The 16,109-nt window shown below is 69.6% G+C and carries 15 protein-coding genes; 3 read left to right on the top strand and 12 right to left on the bottom strand.

Annotated elements, in window-relative coordinates; all coding sequences use genetic code 11:
• Positions 1-119 precede the first annotated feature (119 nt).
• The 5 genes from GD1_RS04305 to GD1_RS04285 all read right to left on the bottom strand — a co-directional run bounded on the left by GD1_RS04305 (position 120) and on the right by GD1_RS04285 (position 5,241).
• Complete coding sequence (locus GD1_RS04305; protein ID WP_059035902.1) at positions 120-995, bottom strand: LysR family transcriptional regulator; 876 nt, start codon at positions 993-995, stop codon at positions 120-122.
• Positions 996-998: 3 nt separating this feature from the next.
• Positions 999-1,907 (bottom strand): LysR family transcriptional regulator, encoded by a 909-nt coding sequence (locus GD1_RS04300; protein ID WP_059035900.1) that lies wholly within the window; start codon positions 1,905-1,907, stop codon positions 999-1,001.
• Between the two features lie 50 nt (positions 1,908-1,957).
• Positions 1,958-3,301, bottom strand: coding sequence for a family 1 glycosylhydrolase (locus GD1_RS04295; protein ID WP_373855235.1), 1,344 nt, complete (start codon positions 3,299-3,301; stop codon positions 1,958-1,960).
• A gap of 62 nt (positions 3,302-3,363) precedes the next feature.
• Entirely contained in the window at positions 3,364-4,125 is a 762-nt protein-coding gene (locus tag GD1_RS04290) for a crotonase/enoyl-CoA hydratase family protein (protein WP_053778816.1), read from the bottom strand.
• A 48-nt stretch (positions 4,126-4,173) separates the two neighbouring features.
• Positions 4,174-5,241 carry an MBL fold metallo-hydrolase gene (locus tag GD1_RS04285; protein WP_059035898.1) on the bottom strand — a complete coding sequence of 356 codons (1,068 nt, stop codon included), beginning with the start codon at positions 5,239-5,241 and terminating at the stop codon, positions 4,174-4,176.
• A gap of 151 nt (positions 5,242-5,392) precedes the next feature.
• Between GD1_RS04285 and GD1_RS04280 the strand changes: the two genes are divergently transcribed.
• Positions 5,393-6,586, top strand: a complete 1,194-nt coding sequence (locus tag GD1_RS04280; RefSeq protein WP_373855234.1) for a CaiB/BaiF CoA transferase family protein — start codon at positions 5,393-5,395, stop codon at positions 6,584-6,586.
• On the opposite strand, the gene GD1_RS04275 is transcribed toward GD1_RS04280, so the two are convergent.
• Positions 6,583-7,500 (bottom strand): alpha/beta fold hydrolase, encoded by a 918-nt coding sequence (locus GD1_RS04275; protein ID WP_059035894.1) that lies wholly within the window; start codon positions 7,498-7,500, stop codon positions 6,583-6,585. The genes GD1_RS04280 and GD1_RS04275 overlap by 4 nt on opposite strands.
• 102 nt (positions 7,501-7,602) lie before the next feature.
• Here GD1_RS04275 and GD1_RS04270 point away from each other — a divergent pair, with 102 nt between their 5' ends.
• A complete protein-coding gene (locus GD1_RS04270; RefSeq protein WP_059035893.1) occupies positions 7,603-8,511 on the top strand; it encodes an alpha/beta fold hydrolase in 909 nt (302 codons plus the stop codon).
• On the opposite strand, the gene GD1_RS04265 is transcribed toward GD1_RS04270, so the two are convergent.
• The 6 genes from GD1_RS04265 to GD1_RS04245 all read right to left on the bottom strand — a co-directional run bounded on the left by GD1_RS04265 (position 8,498) and on the right by GD1_RS04245 (position 14,600).
• The gene (locus GD1_RS04265; RefSeq protein WP_059035891.1) at positions 8,498-10,021 is read right to left on the bottom strand and encodes a dynamin family protein; all 1,524 of its coding nucleotides are present in this window, start codon (positions 10,019-10,021) and stop codon (positions 8,498-8,500) included. The genes GD1_RS04270 and GD1_RS04265 overlap by 14 nt on opposite strands.
• Complete coding sequence (locus GD1_RS25360; RefSeq protein ID WP_238403531.1) at positions 10,008-10,532, bottom strand: hypothetical protein; 525 nt, start codon at positions 10,530-10,532, stop codon at positions 10,008-10,010. Before GD1_RS25360 ends, GD1_RS04265 begins: the two co-directional genes overlap by 14 nt.
• 31 nt (positions 10,533-10,563) lie before the next feature.
• Positions 10,564-11,454, bottom strand: coding sequence for a dynamin family protein (locus tag GD1_RS25355; protein ID WP_238403530.1), 891 nt, complete (start codon positions 11,452-11,454; stop codon positions 10,564-10,566).
• Between the two features lie 102 nt (positions 11,455-11,556).
• Complete coding sequence (locus GD1_RS04255; protein ID WP_053778810.1) at positions 11,557-12,312, bottom strand: hypothetical protein; 756 nt, start codon at positions 12,310-12,312, stop codon at positions 11,557-11,559.
• Positions 12,313-12,598: 286 nt separating this feature from the next.
• A complete protein-coding gene (locus GD1_RS04250; RefSeq protein ID WP_059035889.1) occupies positions 12,599-13,726 on the bottom strand; it encodes an IniB N-terminal domain-containing protein in 1,128 nt (375 codons plus the stop codon).
• A 214-nt stretch (positions 13,727-13,940) separates the two neighbouring features.
• Positions 13,941-14,600: an IniB N-terminal domain-containing protein gene (locus tag GD1_RS04245; protein WP_059035886.1), complete on the bottom strand. Its 660-nt coding sequence runs from the start codon at positions 14,598-14,600 to the stop codon at positions 13,941-13,943.
• 447 nt (positions 14,601-15,047) lie between these two features.
• Between GD1_RS04245 and GD1_RS04240 the strand changes: the two genes are divergently transcribed.
• A partial coding sequence (locus GD1_RS04240; RefSeq protein ID WP_157079375.1) for an Hsp70 family protein occupies positions 15,048-16,109 on the top strand: 1,062 nt, incomplete at its 3' end.

Raw genomic sequence — 16,109 nt, 5'->3', positions numbered from 1 at the left:
CGCGATGCTCGGTCCCGGCTCAATCATCAACAGAAGGGCATCGCTCAATCAGTCACTGACCGTTGATGATTTCAAATGAAGGCGCGGCTCATCATCAATGGGCCAGTGGAGAGGACCGTTCAGTCGGTGGTGACGCGGCGTGCGATGTCAGCGAAGGCCTGGCCGGCGAGGGAGAGGGTGCCGGGGTCGAAGACGAGGGCGAAGGTGCGGGCGAAGCGCGGATTGACCGGGCGGACGACGGCGCGGTCGGCGACGGCCTCGGCCACCCTACGCTCGGCCAGTGTGCCGCCGATTCCGGCCAGCACCATGGGGATTCGCTCCTCGCGGTGATCGGACACCACGGCGAGGGGGAAGCGTACCCCGGCCTCGCGGATCGCACTCGCGATCTCCTCGGCGACCGATCCGCCGCGGGGCACGATGATCATCGGTATCAGCGGGAGGTCGGCGAGGCCCACCGGCCCGGGCGGCAGGTCGGTTCCGGGCGGGTAGACCAGCCAGAACTCCTGCTCGCCGAGCACGACCACGTCGAGATCGTCACCGACGGTGGGCAGATGGGTGATCACGAACTCGCAGCGGCCCTCCTCGAGCACGGTCATCGCCTGTGATTCCTCGCGCAGCTCCCCGAGACGCACTGTGGCCGAAGGATTCTCGGTGCGGAAGGTGGTGATGAGATCGGTCACGACGCCACCGCTGACGAACGGGGAGGCCAGCACGTCCACCCGGCCGGTCAGCTCACCGCCCTCCGCCGACAACGCATCATCGACGGCGGCGATGTCGCGCATGATCTGACGTGACGAGCCCACCAGTGCACGTCCGGCCGAACTGGGCGCCATGCCGCGGCCGATCCGATGGAACAGCGGCACCCCGAGTTCGCGTTCGAGGGCCCGAAGTGCCTGGGACACCGTGGGCTGGGTGACGCCCAGGGCGGCCGAGGCGCCGCCGATGCCGCCGTGTTCGACGACGGCCAGGAAGTACTCGATCTGTCGGAGCTCCACGCCTCACCAGTCCCGGCCGTCGAGTGTGGAGACGTCCGGCGCCCCGCAGTGGGCGCGGGCGACCGCGATGAATGCGGCGGCGGCCGGCGACGGCTGACCCGAGCGCGTGACCAGTCCGTAGTCGCGGCGCAGTGGTGGGTCGAGCTCGACGATCGTGGCGTGCGGCAGGGTCTCGGCGGCGATGGGGCGGGGCAGGACGGTGGCACCGACACCTCGCGACACGAGTTCCCACGTCGCCGCCGGGTGGGCGCAGTCGACCACCACGTTGCGGCCGTCGTCGGCGACGAGATCGGCGATCATCGCCGCGGTCGGCTGATCGGAATGATCGACCACCAACGGGATGGCGCGGACCGCGGCGCGCGGCAGGATCGTCGTGGAACGGTCGGGGAGCAGTGCGGGCTCGGTGGCGAGGACCATCTCCTGCGTCCCCAGGGGGATTGCGACGAAGCTGGCGTGGTCGGCGTCGGAGTCGATCAGCCCGAGCTCGGCCTCACCGTGACGCAGGGCGGCGAGGATGCCGGCGGGGCCGTCGGCGGAGACGACCCGGACGACGACGTCGGCGAACTGCTGCCGGAACGCCCGGACCATGCTGACGAGGGGATCGATGGCGAGCGTGGAGTTGGTGACGATGTCGACTCGCCCGGAACGCAGTTCGCGGACCCGGGCGACCCGGTCCTTGGCGCGGTTGACGTCGGCGAGGATGCGCCGGGCGGCCACCTCGAGCCGACGCCCCGCATCGGTGAGCTCGAGCCGGCGGCCACTGCGGTCGAACAGGGTGACGCCCAGACGTTTCTCGAGGGTCCGGATGGCCTGCGACAGCGACGGTTGCGAGATGTAGAGGGCCTGTGCCGCCTTCGTGATCCCGCCGTGGTCGATGACCGCGACGAAGTAGGCGGTCAGATGCAGGTCCACCTGCTCATCCTAGAAAGGAATCCGTCCCGGCACCTGCACCGGGGCGGAGATCAGAGCAGTGCACGCGGTCCGTCGATCCGGCTGGGCGACACCACCGATTGCGGTATCCGCGCCGCCGAGCCGACGGCGGGCGCCATCACCGGACGATATCCGGCGGCCGGGCCGCGTCCGGCAGCCATCCGACGGTAGGCCGCCACCCCGGTGGTGGGGTGTCGGGTCAGCGTCGGATCGGTCCGGACATCCACCCGGTAGAGGCCGAAACGCGAACTGTAGGTGCCCCATTCGTAGTTGTCGGTGATCGACCAGTGGTTGTAGCCGACGATGGGGAGCCCTTCGCCTCGGGCCCGTTGCAGCCAGAACAGGGTGTCGTCGACGAAGGTCCCGCGCGTGTAGCCGTCGGCGCGAGGGCGGCCGTCGTCGGTGGGCATCCCGTTCTCGACGATGTAGATCGGCTTGCCCGGATAGGCCTGCGCATAGTGGTGGCAGGCCTGGTAGATGTCGTCGGGCTGCGGGCGGATCTTCGCGAAATCGCTGGTGGCCCCGTAGATCGCGGTGAGATTGCTCAGCGCCGCACCGTAGTAGTAGTCGATGCCGACGAAGTCGAGGGTGTCGCGGACGCGATCGAAGAACACGGCGTCGACGGCCGGGGTGACCGCGGGCAGGAAGGCCTCGTTGGCGCCGACCCGGGCCGCCGGATCGGCCCGATGCGCGGCGCGATAGGCGACGCGATGCGCCTGTGCCACCCGGTCGAGGAAGCGCGGCAGGTCGGTGGCGGTGACCGTGCCGACCTCCATCTCGTGACCGAAGAAGACCACCGGCTCGTTGATGGTGATCCACATGGTGTCGGAACCGGCGTAGCGTTCGGTGATCATCTCGACGTGCCGTGTCCAGTCGTCGAGGGTGCGGGCACCCAGGAAACCGCCCTGGTCGACGACCCATCCCGGATACACGTAGTGCAGCAACGTGATCATCGGGCGCATACCCGACGACCGGATGGTGGCGACGACGTCGTCGTAGTAGGCGAGTGCCTCCCGATCGATGTGGCCGCGGCGTGGCTCCATCCGGGCCCACTCGATACCGAAGCGGAAGGTGTTGAGGCCCATATCCTGTGCGAGCCGGATGTCCTCGCGGTAGCGGTGCCGGAAGTCGACGGCGTTGCCGACCGGGTCGACCTCACCGGTCGCCGAGGCGCGGTCGGTGTAACGCTTCCAGTTGGAGTCCGGGTTGTATCCCTCCGCCTGGAACCCGGAGTTCGCGGCACCGAAGCAGAATCCGTCGGTCCATCCGGGAACCGGTGGCGGGGTGACGAATCCGGACGGTGCTGCCGTCGCCGGGCCCGACCCCAGCGTGCCGGCCCCGAGCACACCGGTACCGAGGGCACCGGTACCGAGCACGCCCGCACCGAGTGCGTAGACACCCGCCGCGCGCAGGACGTCGCGGCGGGACCGCTCGCGGCTCACCGGCCGGTCCAGTTCGGTGCGCGCTTCTCGGCGAACGCCAGGGCGCCTTCCTGCGCGTCGGCGGAGGCGAACACCGGGTCGAGGGGGACGCTCTGGGCGGTGAAGAGGTCGGGGTCGGTGTAGCGGACGGCCATCCCCAGCACCTGCTTGGTGGCCTTCACCGCGAGTGGGCCGTTCGCGGCGATACGTGCGGCGAGTTCCCGTGCGCCGTCGAGCGCCCCGCCGGATGCGGTGATCGTGTTGACCACGCCGAACTGGTGGAGCCGCGGCGCGGTGACGGGTTCGCCGGTGAGGGCGATCTCCGAGGCGAGCTGGTAGGGCAGGATCTTGGGCAGCCGGAGCAGGCCGCCGGCCGCGGCGACCAGTCCGCGTTTGACCTCGGGCAGACCGAACTTCGCGTCCTCGGCGGCCACGATCAGATCCGCCGACAGCGCGAGCTCGCAGCCACCGGCCAGCGCCCACCCCTCGACCGCGGCGATCAGCGGCTTGGTGGGCGGTGACTCGGTGAGACCGCCGAAGCCGCGACCGGGGACGAAGGGGAGCTCACCACGGGTGAAGGCCTTGAGATCCATTCCGGCACAGAATGTCCCGCCGGCGCCGGTGAGGATGGCGATCGAGATGTCGTCCCGGCGTTCGAGCTCGTCGACGGCGGCGGCGAGCTCGGTGGCCACCTCCTGGTTCACCGCATTGCGGGCGTCGGGCCGGTCGATGGTGAAAACGGCGACGCCGTCGGCGAACTCGGTGGTGACAGAACTCAACGGGACTCCTCGTGCCGGGTGAAGCTCGGGTGGGTCGGGCCGTGCGGGTCAGGCGGGGGCGGTCACCGACCACCGGACGGGCTCGGTCTGGGCGTCGGGCTCGGTGGCGGTGAGCACGCCGCGGGCGGCCAGCACCAGCATATGCGCGTGGGTCTCGCGCAATGCCATGTGCGACAGCGGCACCGACAGCTCGGCGAACGGCCGCGACCAGGTCACCGAGCGGGTCACGTCCCATGCGGTGATCTCCGGGTCGGCGGCGACGGCGGCGGTGATCTCGTCGAGCCGGTCCTCGTGATGGGCCAGCAGGTCGCCGACCCGGGTGGCCAGCCCGCGGAAGCGGTACTCGTGGGAGGGCAGGGCCTCGTGGTCGGGGAGCTGCTCGGTGTTGGCCAGCGAGATCAGGTAGTCGGCCAGGGGGCTCTCGGCCTGGAACGGATTGGTCGACACGTTCGGGCTGATCCGCGGCAGCAGGTGGTCGCCGGTGAAGATCACCCCGGCGGTGTCGTCGACGAAGCACAGGTGCCCGGCGGTGTGCCCGGGTGTCCACACCGCGCGCAGATCCCAGCCCGGCACGCCGATCGGGTCGCCGTCGGCGAGTTCGACGTCCATCGTCCGGCCCTTGGGGAGCCTGGTGAACTGGTTCAGGCCGATGTCGACGGCGTTGTCGGTGACGCCGAGCCGCAGCAGTTCGGCCTGCCCCTGGGCGAGCTGGCGGCCGACCTCGGCGTCGGTGTGGAACCGCAGGTGCCGGGCGTCGTTGCGATGCATCCCGAGGATCGGGTCGGCATGGTCGAGCAGGCGCGGCACCATCCCGAAGTGGTCGGGGTGCAGGTGGGTGATGACCACCTTCTTGACATCCGAGACGTCGTGTCCGGTGGCGTGGATGCCGTCGACGAGCATCTGCCAGCCCTCGTCGGAGTCCCAGCCGGTGTCGATCAGGGCCAGCGTCCCGTCGGAGGCGGCCAGCGCGTAGACGAGGATGTAGCGCAACGGGTTCTGACCCATCGAGACCGGGATCGACCAGAGCCCGTCGCGGACCTCTTCGACGGGCGGAATCTCCTTGCGCGCCCATGCCTCGCGCTGTGCATGGCCGGTGATCTCGATGGTGACGCTCATCTCAGCATCTGAACACGGAAATCCGCTGTGCGCAAAGATCGGTCGGTTCACAGACCGTGAGTCAGCTCCTATGACGCGATGTCCGGGTCGTGTGCGACCGGACACGCGGTGCGCGTTGACACCGCTCGGGCGCACCGGCGAAGGTGCAATGGTGACCGATGCCGAACCGCAGGCCGCACGCGCGGACGACCTGCCGCTGACCGGGCTGACCGTGGTGGCCCTCGAGCAGGCGGTGGCCGCACCGCTGGCCACCCGTCATCTCGCCGATCTGGGGGCGCGGGTGATCAAGATCGAGCGGGAGGACGAGGGTGACTTCGCCCGGCACTATGACGCCGCGGTGGACGGCCTGGCCTCGCATTTCGTCTGGCTCAACCGGGGCAAGGAGTCGTTCACCGTCGACCTCAAGACCCCGCGCGGACAGGATCTGGTGCGGCGGCTGATCGCCCGGGCCGACGTCTTCCTACAGAACCTCGCACCCGGTGCCGCCGACCGGCTCGGCCTCGACGCCGACACTCTGCGCGCCGACCATCCGGGGCTGATCGTGGTCAACATGAGCGGCTACGGCACCGACGGCCCGATGCGCGACCACAAGGCCTACGACATGCTCGTGCAGGCGGAGACCGGACTGATCTCGGTGACCGGCACCGCCGACACGATGGCCAAGACAGGGGTTCCCACCGCCGACATCGCGGCCGGTATGTACGCGCTCACCTCGGTGCTGTCGGCGCTGGTACGCCGGGGAGTCTCGGGTCGGGGCGCGCGGATCGACGTGTCGATGTTCGACGCCGTGGTCGAGTGGATGGGGCACCCGATGTACATCCGGATGCATGCCGGCCGGCAGATCCCGCGGTGTGGGCTGGGGCACGCGGCCATCGTCCCCTACGACGGCTATCCCACCGCCGACGGCGAGATCCTGATCGGGGTGCAGAACGATCGTGGCTGGCGCACGCTGGTCACCGACGTCCTGGCCGCACCGGAACTCGCCGACGACCCGCGATATGCCACCAACATCGAACGCGTGGCGCGTCGGGCGGAGGTGGACGGACTCGTCGCCGACCGCACCCGCACCTTCACCACCGCCGATCTCGACGCGAAGCTGGCCGCCGCGGGCATCCCGGCCGCGCAGATCCGCGACGTGGGCGGCGTCGTCGACCATCCGCAACTGGCCGAACGGGACCGCTGGCGCACAGTCGACACCGAGATCGGCCCGATCCGGGCGGTGCTGCCACCGATGACCTTCGACGACGTCGAACTGCGGATGGGTGCGGTGCCCGCGCTCGGTGAACACACCGCGGCCATTCTCGCCGAACTGGGTGGGGCAGAACTGGGTGAGCAGGCGGGTTAGGCGGGCGGACGCTGCGTATCCCACACCGACAGCAACTCGGTGAGGATGTCGACGGAGCTGCCCAGGGTGCTGAGGTGACTCTCGCCCGGCAGCGCGAGGAGTTTCGCGTCGGGGAGCAGCGACACCATGTGGCGGCCGTGATCGAACGGGATGATGTGGTCGTGGTCACCATGCCACCACCGCACCGGGGCGGTGACGTCGCCGACGCGGAAACCCCAGTCGCGGGCGAAGACGAGGATGTCGGTGAACGGCGCCTCCATCCGGCGCCGGCCACCGTGGAGCAGGTCGTCGAGGAACATCGCGCGGAACTCGGGGCGGGCGAGCAGTTCGCGGTCGGCGCTCGGTGAGAACCGCCCGTACAGCCGGATCGCGGGGTCGGCGACCGGACGCGCGATGGACAGGAACGAGCTGATCGCCTGACCGAGCGGGGCACCGGCGACCCGCACCAGGGGTGCGGCGAGGCTGCCGTAGGTCATCGCCCCGCCGGTGATGGCGTCGGGGCCGACGGTCGGGGCCACCCCGCCGAGGATGCCGACGTCGACCACCCGCGTCGGGAAGGCATAGGCGGTGGCCAGGGCATATGGCCCGCCACCGGACAGGCCGACCACCGAGAACTCGTCGATCCCGAGGGCCTCGAGCACCGGGCCGAGGTCGGCCGGGAAGTCGATGACCCGCTGGTACCGGTGGGCCGTGGAGCTGCCGACCCCGGGCCGGTCGAGGCCGATCAGCCGGATGTGGTTGTCGGCGGCGAACTGCCGCGCCTCGGTGGGCACCTGGCGCCGTGCGCCGGGAGTGCCGTGCAACCAGATCACGGCGCGGCCGGTGGCCGATCCGAACTCGGCAAAGCCGATCCGACGGCGTCCCCCGTCGACCCCCACCGAACCCTCGATCTTCGGACGATCGATCCCCATCATGTGATCAGCATCTCATGTCGCCCCGACAGGCCGGCTCGACAGGTCGGGGGCACGTCGTCGTAGTCCGGTCGTGTCCGCATCGATTCGCGTAACGTCGTAGGAGTGAGTTCAACTGCCAAAGATCGGATTTCTCGGGCCCTGCGCGTCGACGGACTCTATGCCGACGTCCGTGATCTTCCCGCAGGTAGCATGGTGGAACTGCCCGGCCGGGGGACGACCTTCGTCACAGACTCGGGGCCCGCCGAGGCGCCCGCGATCTTCCTGCAGCATTCGGTGATGACCACCGGACTGCTGTGCTGGTATCCGGTGATCCCCGAACTCAACAAGCGTTATCGGGTCGTCACACTCGACCACCGCTGGCACGGCCGCGGGATCCGGTCGGATCGGTTCGATCTGCGTGACTGCGCCGACGACGCGGTGGCCCTCGCCGACCAGCTCGGCATCGACCGCTTCGTGACCGCGGGCTTCTCCATGGGCGGCGGCATCTCGCAGCTGGTGTGGAAACGGCATCGTGAGCGGGTGGGCGGACTGGTGCTCTGTTCCACCGGTCCGTTCTTCAGCACCAACGATCCCCACCTGCGCGAGCAGGCCAACCGCACCGGCCGATTCCTCAAGCCGGTGTACAAGGTGATCCCGCGACCCTCCGATGCGAGCCTGGACAAGCCGTCGTCGACGACGATGGTGTGGGGGATGAAGCAGTTCCTCTCGACTCCGCTCTCGCACACCGGCGACTTCGGGGAAGGGCTGGGGCGCTTCGACTCCCGGCCGTGGCTCGGTGAGATCGACGTGCCGACATCGGTGGTGGTGTCGACCCGTGACCGCGTCGTCGATCCCGACCGTCAGCAGTTGCTGGTCGACGGCATCGCCGGGGCTCAGCGGTTCGAGGTCGACGGCGGTCACGCATGCTGTGTGATCGGTGCCGACAAGTTCGTGCCGCCGTTCCTCGAGGCGGTCGACTCGGTGGTGCGTGCGGCCGATCTGACCGCGCCGCCGCGACTCATCGTGCCCTGAGTTCCCCGCCCGGCGCTGTGTGCGCCCGGTGTGCGGCGGCGTCCATCGTCGCGACGATCCCCTCGGCGCTGCGGGCCGCCGCGCGGCAGACCCGGGTGGTGAACGAGTCGTTGAGCGGATGCCCGGCCCGCCCCCGCCACCGTTGTACGGCGGCGATGGCCGCCGGCCGGCCGGACGTCATGGTCTCGAACGGGTCGAGGCCCAGCCGATCGTCGGCCGAGGTCCCGTAACCGCCGATCAGGCGGGTCGCGTCGACGATCTCACCGTCGGAGAGCGTGGTGCGCCGCGATCGCAGCATCCCGAGCAACCGGACCTCCTCGAAGCCGTGGACGTCGCCGAGCATGCGGCGCACCTCGTCGGCGAGTGGCCGGGTGGCCGGTGTCGGATAGCGCGCGAGGATGCGGGTCAGCTCGACCAGCGCCGAATGCACCTTGAGCTGTTCGGCGCGCTGCCCGAACTGCACGTCGACGATCTGCTGCAGTTCGACCAGCCCGCTGCGCGCCAGCAACTCCTCGGCGAGCGAGTTCGCGTCGGCCACCCCTCCTTGCACGAGCGCGACACCGATCCGGATGCCGAACAGGCCGAACCGCCGGATCAGGTGTGTGCGGGTCTCCGCCTCGAGCGGCAGTGTCGATTCCTCGCGGGTGAACCGGTCGGCGGAGAGCATCGCCAGCTGCAGGTCCTCGGCCGGGGCCGACGCCAGCGCCGACAACGCCCGGAACTCCCGCTGGCGCATGGTGCGTGCGGTCAGCGCGAGCAGTCCGGCGACCGGCACCACCGCCTGGCACAGACCCGACGCGGACAGGTCGGCGGCCGACCTCGCCGCGACCTCCTTCGCCGAGAGCATCGCGTCGATCCGGCCGACCCCGATCTCGTCGGCCCGGGAGATCACGCCGATCACGCCGAGGGGTGCGCCGCTGCCGCCGACCTGGCGGCTCAGCTCGGAGAGCGTCGACACGTCCGACGCCGTGGTCGACCGCATCAGGTAGACCACTGCGTCGGCGCCGGATACCCCGTCCTCGGGTGCCAGCAGACGCATGGTGCGCGCGGACACATCGGAGTTGAGTGAGGCGGTCCCCGGGGTGTCGATGATCGTTCGGCGTGTGAGTTCAGTTGTCGGCCAGGATACTTCGAGCCTGTCGATGGCAGTGGGGTCGAGGGTGTCGAGATCGAAGTCGAGGTGACCGTCGACGCGGGCGATGGGGACCGGGGCGCTGAGGCCGTTCATGTGGTGTGCGCGGACGGTCGGGGTGGGGCCGTGGTGGAACCAGGTGACGATCCTGGTGCACTCGGTGGCATCGGTGGGCGCGAGTTCCTCGCCGATCAACGCGTTGAGCAGCGTCGACTTCCCGGCCTTGAGTGCACCGGCCAGGGCGATCCGCAGTGGTTCGCCGAGTCGTCGGGAGCAGCGGTCGAGGTCGTCGAGGGCGTCCTCGGGCGCGCGGGAGGTCTCCCGGTATGCCTGGGTGGCCGCGGCCGTCATCGACCGCACACGGTCAGACGTGCTCACGGTCGCCTCCGCCCGCCCACGTCGAGATCTGTCCCAGGAATGCGAGGTCGGCCTCGATCGCCTTGGCCCTGGTCTCACGGTCGGCGACCTGTGTGCGGGCCGACTCCTCGATCGCCTTGATCGACTCGGTGAGCGACCGGGTGGTCTGCTCGGCGATCTCCCGGAAGTGGTCGCGCAGCAGACGCTGGATGGTACGCAGCCGATACCGGGATTCCCGGCCCACCTCGAACAGCACGTCGTCGACGAAGCGCCGCACCGCGGCCTTGGCCTCGGCACGGCGTCGGGTCAGCCGCGCCTCGGCGTCCTCCTTGTAGGACTTGCGGCCGAGCATCACACCCGCGGCCACCGAGAACGGGTTGATCATCGTCATGCCGACCAGCGTCGACATCATGCCGAACATCATCATGCCGCCGTAGGAGCCGCGGAGTCCGGTGACGAGTTTGTGCACCATGCCCGACGGCGCCTGCTCGAGATCGGACAGTCCGTCGACCGGCGCGATCTCGTGGCCCACAGCTGCCAGATCGAGTCGGGGTATCGCGACATCACCTGTGTCGGCGAAGGATTCGGCGACACGCTCGGCCAGTGCGAGGGATTGCTCGTGGGTCCAGATGAAGTTGTCGCCGACCGCCTCGGCCACCTCGTTCTGCAGGTTCTCGCCGAGTTCCGCCCAGATCCGGGCGGGGTCGGTCGCATCGATCCTCGCCTCGTAGTCCTTGAGCAGCCGCCGCGTCCGGTTGCGCAGGTCGTAGTCGGAGTCGGCGGACAGATCCCACCTCACGCCACATCGGGTAGAGGTCGGTCTTGGTGGCCACCAGCAGTGCGTTCTCGCTGAGTTCGGTGGCCTGCCGGATGAATGCCATCTCCGGGGCGGTGTACTCCTGGCTCACGTCCGAGGCGACGATGATCGCGGTGGATGCGCTCAGCAGGCCGAGGGTGGCCGCGGCGTGGGGGGAGCCGACCCCGCCGGATCCCGGGGTGTCGACCAGGACCAGGCCACGCTGCAGCAGCGGGCTCGGGATGTCGACCTCGACCCGCAGGACCTGGGCACCGCCGGCCTCGGGGGCCCGGGACAGATCGCGGGAGATGTCGTCCATGGTCAGGGGGATGACCCGGCCGGTGCCCGTGGTGCCGCCGTGCTCGTCGGTGTCGGCGACGACCAGCCGGGCGGCGGGTTGCTCACCGTGTCCGATGACGGTGATGGTGGAGGTGGTCTCGGCGTCGCCGACCCGGCACACCGGGACGTTGAGCAGTGCATTGATCAGGTGGCTCTTGCCCTGTTTGAGCTGACCCACCACCACGACCCGGGCGCGGGGGTCGGTGACCCGATCGCGGGTGGCGGCCATGCGGGCGGTGAGGTCCTCGCGACCGGCGGTGCCCGCCATGTCGGCGAGACGGTCGACGATCTTGACGACTTTCGCGGTGTTGGCGTCCATGTCGGTCCCGGTGTTCGAAGCGGATGAAAGCGATCAGGTGGGGGATCGTCCCCGGCGGCCGGACGCGGGTGGCATGCGGCCGCCGGGGAGGCGGTGACCGACTCAGAAGATGTCGCCGAGTGCGTCACCGATGGCGTCGACCGCGTCGCCCGCGACATCGGCGATCCCGCCCGCCGCATCGGCCACACCGCCGGCGATACCACCTGCGATGCCGCCCGCGACGTCCCCGTACGCCCCGGCGACGCCGCCGGCCGCATCGGCCACGCCACCGAGCAGGTCGCCCGGATCGAAGCCGCTCTCGGAGTGGGTGTGCTGGGAGTTGTCGTTGAACGAGTCGTTGGTCGAGTTGTCGTCGTGCGAGTCGTAGCTGCGCTCGTCGTTGAACGAGTCGCTGATGTCGTGCGAGTCGTGGGTCTCGGTGTAGTGGTTGCTGTTGTCGCTGGTGATGCCGCCACGGGTGTATCCCAGATCGATTCCGCTGAGGTCGACGTTGCCACCGCCGTCACCACCGTCGCCGGCGCCGCCGAAGCCCCAGCCGCCGCCGTCACCACCGTCGCCGCCGTCGCCGCCCCCGGCGTGGACGTTCAGCTGGTTGTGGCTGTCGTTGGTGCTGTTGTCCTCGATGTGGGTGTTCTGGGTGTTGCCGCTGTTGTTGCCGTGTACCGATTGATCGACCCAGGTGCTGTGGTCGTCGTAGCTGTTGCCGACCGAGTTGCCGTCGCCGGCCACGCCGCCGGTGGTGGCGATCGGTCCGGAGGCGTCGCCGCCCACCGCCACCGATCCGGTGCCGGATGCCGAAGTGGTTGTGGAGGAATCGATTCCGGCTGTCTGCTGTCCGCCGGTCCATTGGTTGGTCATTGTTCTGTCCTTGTCGGGGAAGGGTTTCGGTGGGGAGTCGCTGAGTGGTGTTCAACGATGTGACCAACGCTATGGGCTCGGCCGTGGAGTCGAAACGGGGTTGGTCCCCCCCCTCTGGGGTGGGGGTTGTCGGGGGATGGTGGGGGCCCGCAGGGGTGTCGATCGGGGATCGGTCCCCCTGCGCCCATCACGCCCATCACACCCGACGGCGTCCGGCCGCCATCTCGCCGAGATGGCCGCCGGACGTGTCGACGCTGTGACGTTGTTCGAATAGTGCTGTCCGAGATCAGAATCCACCGCCTCCCAGATCGCCCCCGCCCAGATCGCCACCGCCCGGGTCCCCGACGCCGTAGTCTCCACCGCCGGGATCGGTGATGCCGGCGGACACCTCGGACCCGCCGGTGTCGGGGACGAATCCGGTGTGGTCGGGGGTGTATCCGGGATCGGCGCCGAGGTCTGGGACGTGATCGACACCGGTGTTGTCGGCGTGCTCCGCACCGAGCCCGCCGGCGGTCGGATCGGTGGTCAGCGGATCTGTGGTCAGGGGATCGGTGTTCGTCGGACCCAACGGGTCGTGCGTCCCCGGGAGGTCGAACGGATCGCCCGGGGTGTCGTGCCCGGTGTCGGTGATGTCGGGAATGCCGGTGCCCGAGCCGGAATTCGGTGCGGGGTCGGCGATGAACGGCAGGCCGTGCTCACCGGGCAGGATGGTCGGGACGTCGCCGAAGGGCGCGAACGATTCCCCGCCGGTCAGCTGGGCGCCGGTCATCACCGCGGCTGCCGGGTCCACTGCGACGGTCGTCGGGAACGGCGGTGTGGTGACCGCGACGGGTGGCGACACCGGCGCGGTGGGAACGGTGGTCACCCCCACCTTGTTGTGGCTGTCGTTGGAGCTGTTGTCGGCGATGTCGGTGGACTGGGTGTTGCCGCTGTTGTTGCCGTGCACCGACTTGTCCACCTCGACGCTGTGGTCATCGGTCGTGTTGCCCACCTCGTTGTCGTTGCCGGCGACGCCGCCGGTGGTGGCGATCGGCCCGTGGGCGTCACCGCCCACCGCCACCGACCCGTCGCCGTTGGCGCTGGTCTGGGTGGTCTCGACGGTGTTGTTGTCGCCGATGATCGTGGTGTTGCTGATCTGCTGGTAGTAGTTGTTCGTCACCTGCTGCAGGATCTGTGCGGGGCTCCCGTGATCGGGGATATTCGGCGTCCAGCCCGTCCCTGAGCCTGATGGAGCCGGAACGCTCTGTGCTGCAACGGTGATCGCCTGGCTCACCTCGTGGGGTGTCACGTCGCCGAGGCCGACGTCGTCCAGGCATCTGCCGGGATTCTCCTTGAAGGCGGCGGCCTTGCTCTCGTCGTCGAACAGGCTCTTGATGAACTCGACCAAGGCGTTCTCGGTGATCATCGAACTCATGGGGATCTCCTTGTGATTCCGGCCTCCCTTCGTGGAGACATGACTTCACGCTATGAGCCGACGGGCCGCCACCAAACGGGGTCGAACCACCGTCCTCGGGGTGCGGGTTAGGGGAATCGATACGCCGATCACCGGGGGGTGTGGGGGATCGCCGGGGATCGTGGGGGATCGGCGGCGGCACGGGGGTGGGTACCCGGATGCCGGGCGGACCGGATCAGAGATCCGGGAGCGAATCGAAAAGTGATCCGGTGGAATCGTTCTCGCCGAGATCTGCATCGAGTCCGTGGGTGTGGCCGGTGATGTCGGAATGGCCCGTGACGTCGGGGCCGGGCTGATCGGGGACGGCGTGATCGAAACCGGGCTGGTCGAAGCCCGGCTGGTCGAAACCGGGCTGGTCGAAACCGGGGTGATCGAATGCCGGCTGGTCGAAGCCGGGTGGGTCGAACGGGGGAGTGCCTGGATCGTCCCCGACGGGTGGATCGACGCCGACGGGTGGTGTGGCGCCGAAGGGTGGTGCGGCGCCGAAGGGTGGTGCGGCGCCGAAGGGTGGTGCGGCGCCGAAGGGTATCGACGAACCGTCGGTGTGCAGCGCATCCGGGTCGTGGGGGGTGATCGGCATGGAGAGGTCGTCGAGGGCGTCGAAGGCATGTGCCACACCGCTTCCCGCCCAGATGTCGGTGGCCGGTGCCGCGGCGGCCCCCGGGGGCGGCGCACTGCCCGTGGCCATCGGGAGCAGGCTCTCGATGTCGGCGACGGACACGCCGTGGAGGTCGGCGTCGGCGATGGCCTGTTCCGGGTGGTCGGCGAAGGCTGCGGCGGCCGCGGGGTCGTGTGCCAGCGCCATCACGAACTGCAGCAATGCATTGGCGGGCACGGTCTCTCCCCTCTCGGCTCAGGTCACGCGTGCGCTTCACGCGGGCCGAGTGCCGGCGTCGGAGTGCGGCGGCGACGTCGTCTCCAGTCCGAGGGTAGTCCGGCGACCGACCCCCGATCACGGGTATCGGCCCGAACCCGGGATGCTGTCCACTAGGGGCCTGTGCCTAGTACGCTTTCGGTATGCGTAGGGGATCCCCGGTCCGCCGAACGCCGCACCCGCAGTGTTCGCGATGGGGGATGTGCGGGGAACCCCCAAGGGATTCGAGTAGTTCGCTACTCGCGCATCCGGCGCCGGGGGCGCCTTCACTCGATTCAGGTCGCCGGACGGGACCGATCATCGATCGCGTCGGGACGGCCACGGGCCGGTTCCACGGGAGCGCCGACCCGCCATCACGATCCGGGGTGTGAGGCCCCGGAGCGGTTCAGCACGAAAAGAGACGGATCGATGGTCGCGACAGCCCTTGGGGTCTCACTGGGGACGCGCAACCTGCGTGCGTGTACCTTCCCGCCGCCGGTCGAGGTGGTCACCCGACATTCGGCGGTACTCACCTCGATACCCAATCAGAAGCCCGAAGTCGGTACACCAGAAGAGAATCCGAGATCCAGCCGCGGTGGTGTGACGCTCGCCGGGTTCGTCGAACGGGTCGGCGACCCGGTCCCGCTGACCGCGCCGGACGGATCCGCGCACCGGCCGGAGGCGGTCACGGCGACCGCGGTGGCGAGCGTGATGCGAACCCTGGCCCCACAGTTCCGGCAGTCCCCACCGGTCGTCGTCGGATATCCCGCACACTGGACCGCGCAGGCCGTCGACGCGCTCCGCGGTGCACTGCCCGAGGCGGGGGTGCGGGCCGATGCCCATCTCGAGTCGGATCTCACGTGCGCACTCGCGCAGCTGGGGACCCTCGCCGACATGCCGCGCACCGGGCTGCTGGCCGTGGTCGATGCCGGTGCGTCGGGAACGTCGGTCGCGGTGGCCGACCCGGCGACGGGCTCCGTCGTCGGCGACGTCGTTCGCGTCGACGAGCCGAGCGGGGACGATCTCGACCATGCGGTGATGCGGTTCGTGCTGTCGGAGGTCATCGACGATCCGACGGTCTTGTCCAACCCGGACGCCAATCTCACCGCTGCGTTGACCGGCCTGCGCCGACGCTGCCGGGCGGCCAAGGAGGAACTCTCACGCGCCACCGTCGCCATGGTCGACGTCGACCTGCCGGTCTACCGCGGCGACGTCCGGATCACCCGAACCGAGTTCGAGGATCTGCTCGGCGACCCGCTGTCGCGGCTGGGACCGGCCATCCGGGAGGCGCTCGACCGGGCCGGGCGGGCGACCACCGACCTCACCGCGATCGCGGCGATCGGCGGCGGTGCGTCGATCGGCCTGCTCACGCAGCAACTGTCCGGTGAATTCCATCTGCCCGTGCTCACCGAGCGTGATCCGGCGTCGACCGTCGCCCGCGGTGCCGCTCGGATCGCCGGGCGTTCGGCGCCGCCGATGCCCGCACCCCGC

The organism is Gordonia desulfuricans NBRC 100010 (genome assembly GCF_001485495.1).
Taxonomy (GTDB): Bacteria; Actinomycetota; Actinomycetes; order Mycobacteriales; family Mycobacteriaceae; genus Gordonia; species Gordonia desulfuricans.
This window is presented reverse-complemented; position numbering and strand designations above follow the sequence as displayed.

Bases quoted from the DNA above. Each gene is read 5' to 3' on its own strand.
- GD1_RS04285 (WP_059035898.1), bottom strand. From the start codon at position 5,241: ATGAGCGTCACCATCGAGATCACCGGCCATGCACAGCGCGAGGCATGG.
- GD1_RS25355 (WP_238403530.1), bottom strand. From the start codon at position 11,454: ATGGACGCCAACACCGCGAAAGTCGTCAAGATCGTCGACCGTCTCGCC.
- GD1_RS04250 (WP_059035889.1), bottom strand. From the start codon at position 13,726: ATGAGTTCGATGATCACCGAGAACGCCTTGGTCGAGTTCATCAAGAGC.
- GD1_RS04255 (WP_053778810.1), bottom strand. From the start codon at position 12,312: ATGACCAACCAATGGACCGGCGGACAGCAGACAGCCGGAATCGATTCC.
- GD1_RS04275 (WP_059035894.1), bottom strand. From the start codon at position 7,500: ATGATGGGGATCGATCGTCCGAAGATCGAGGGTTCGGTGGGGGTCGAC.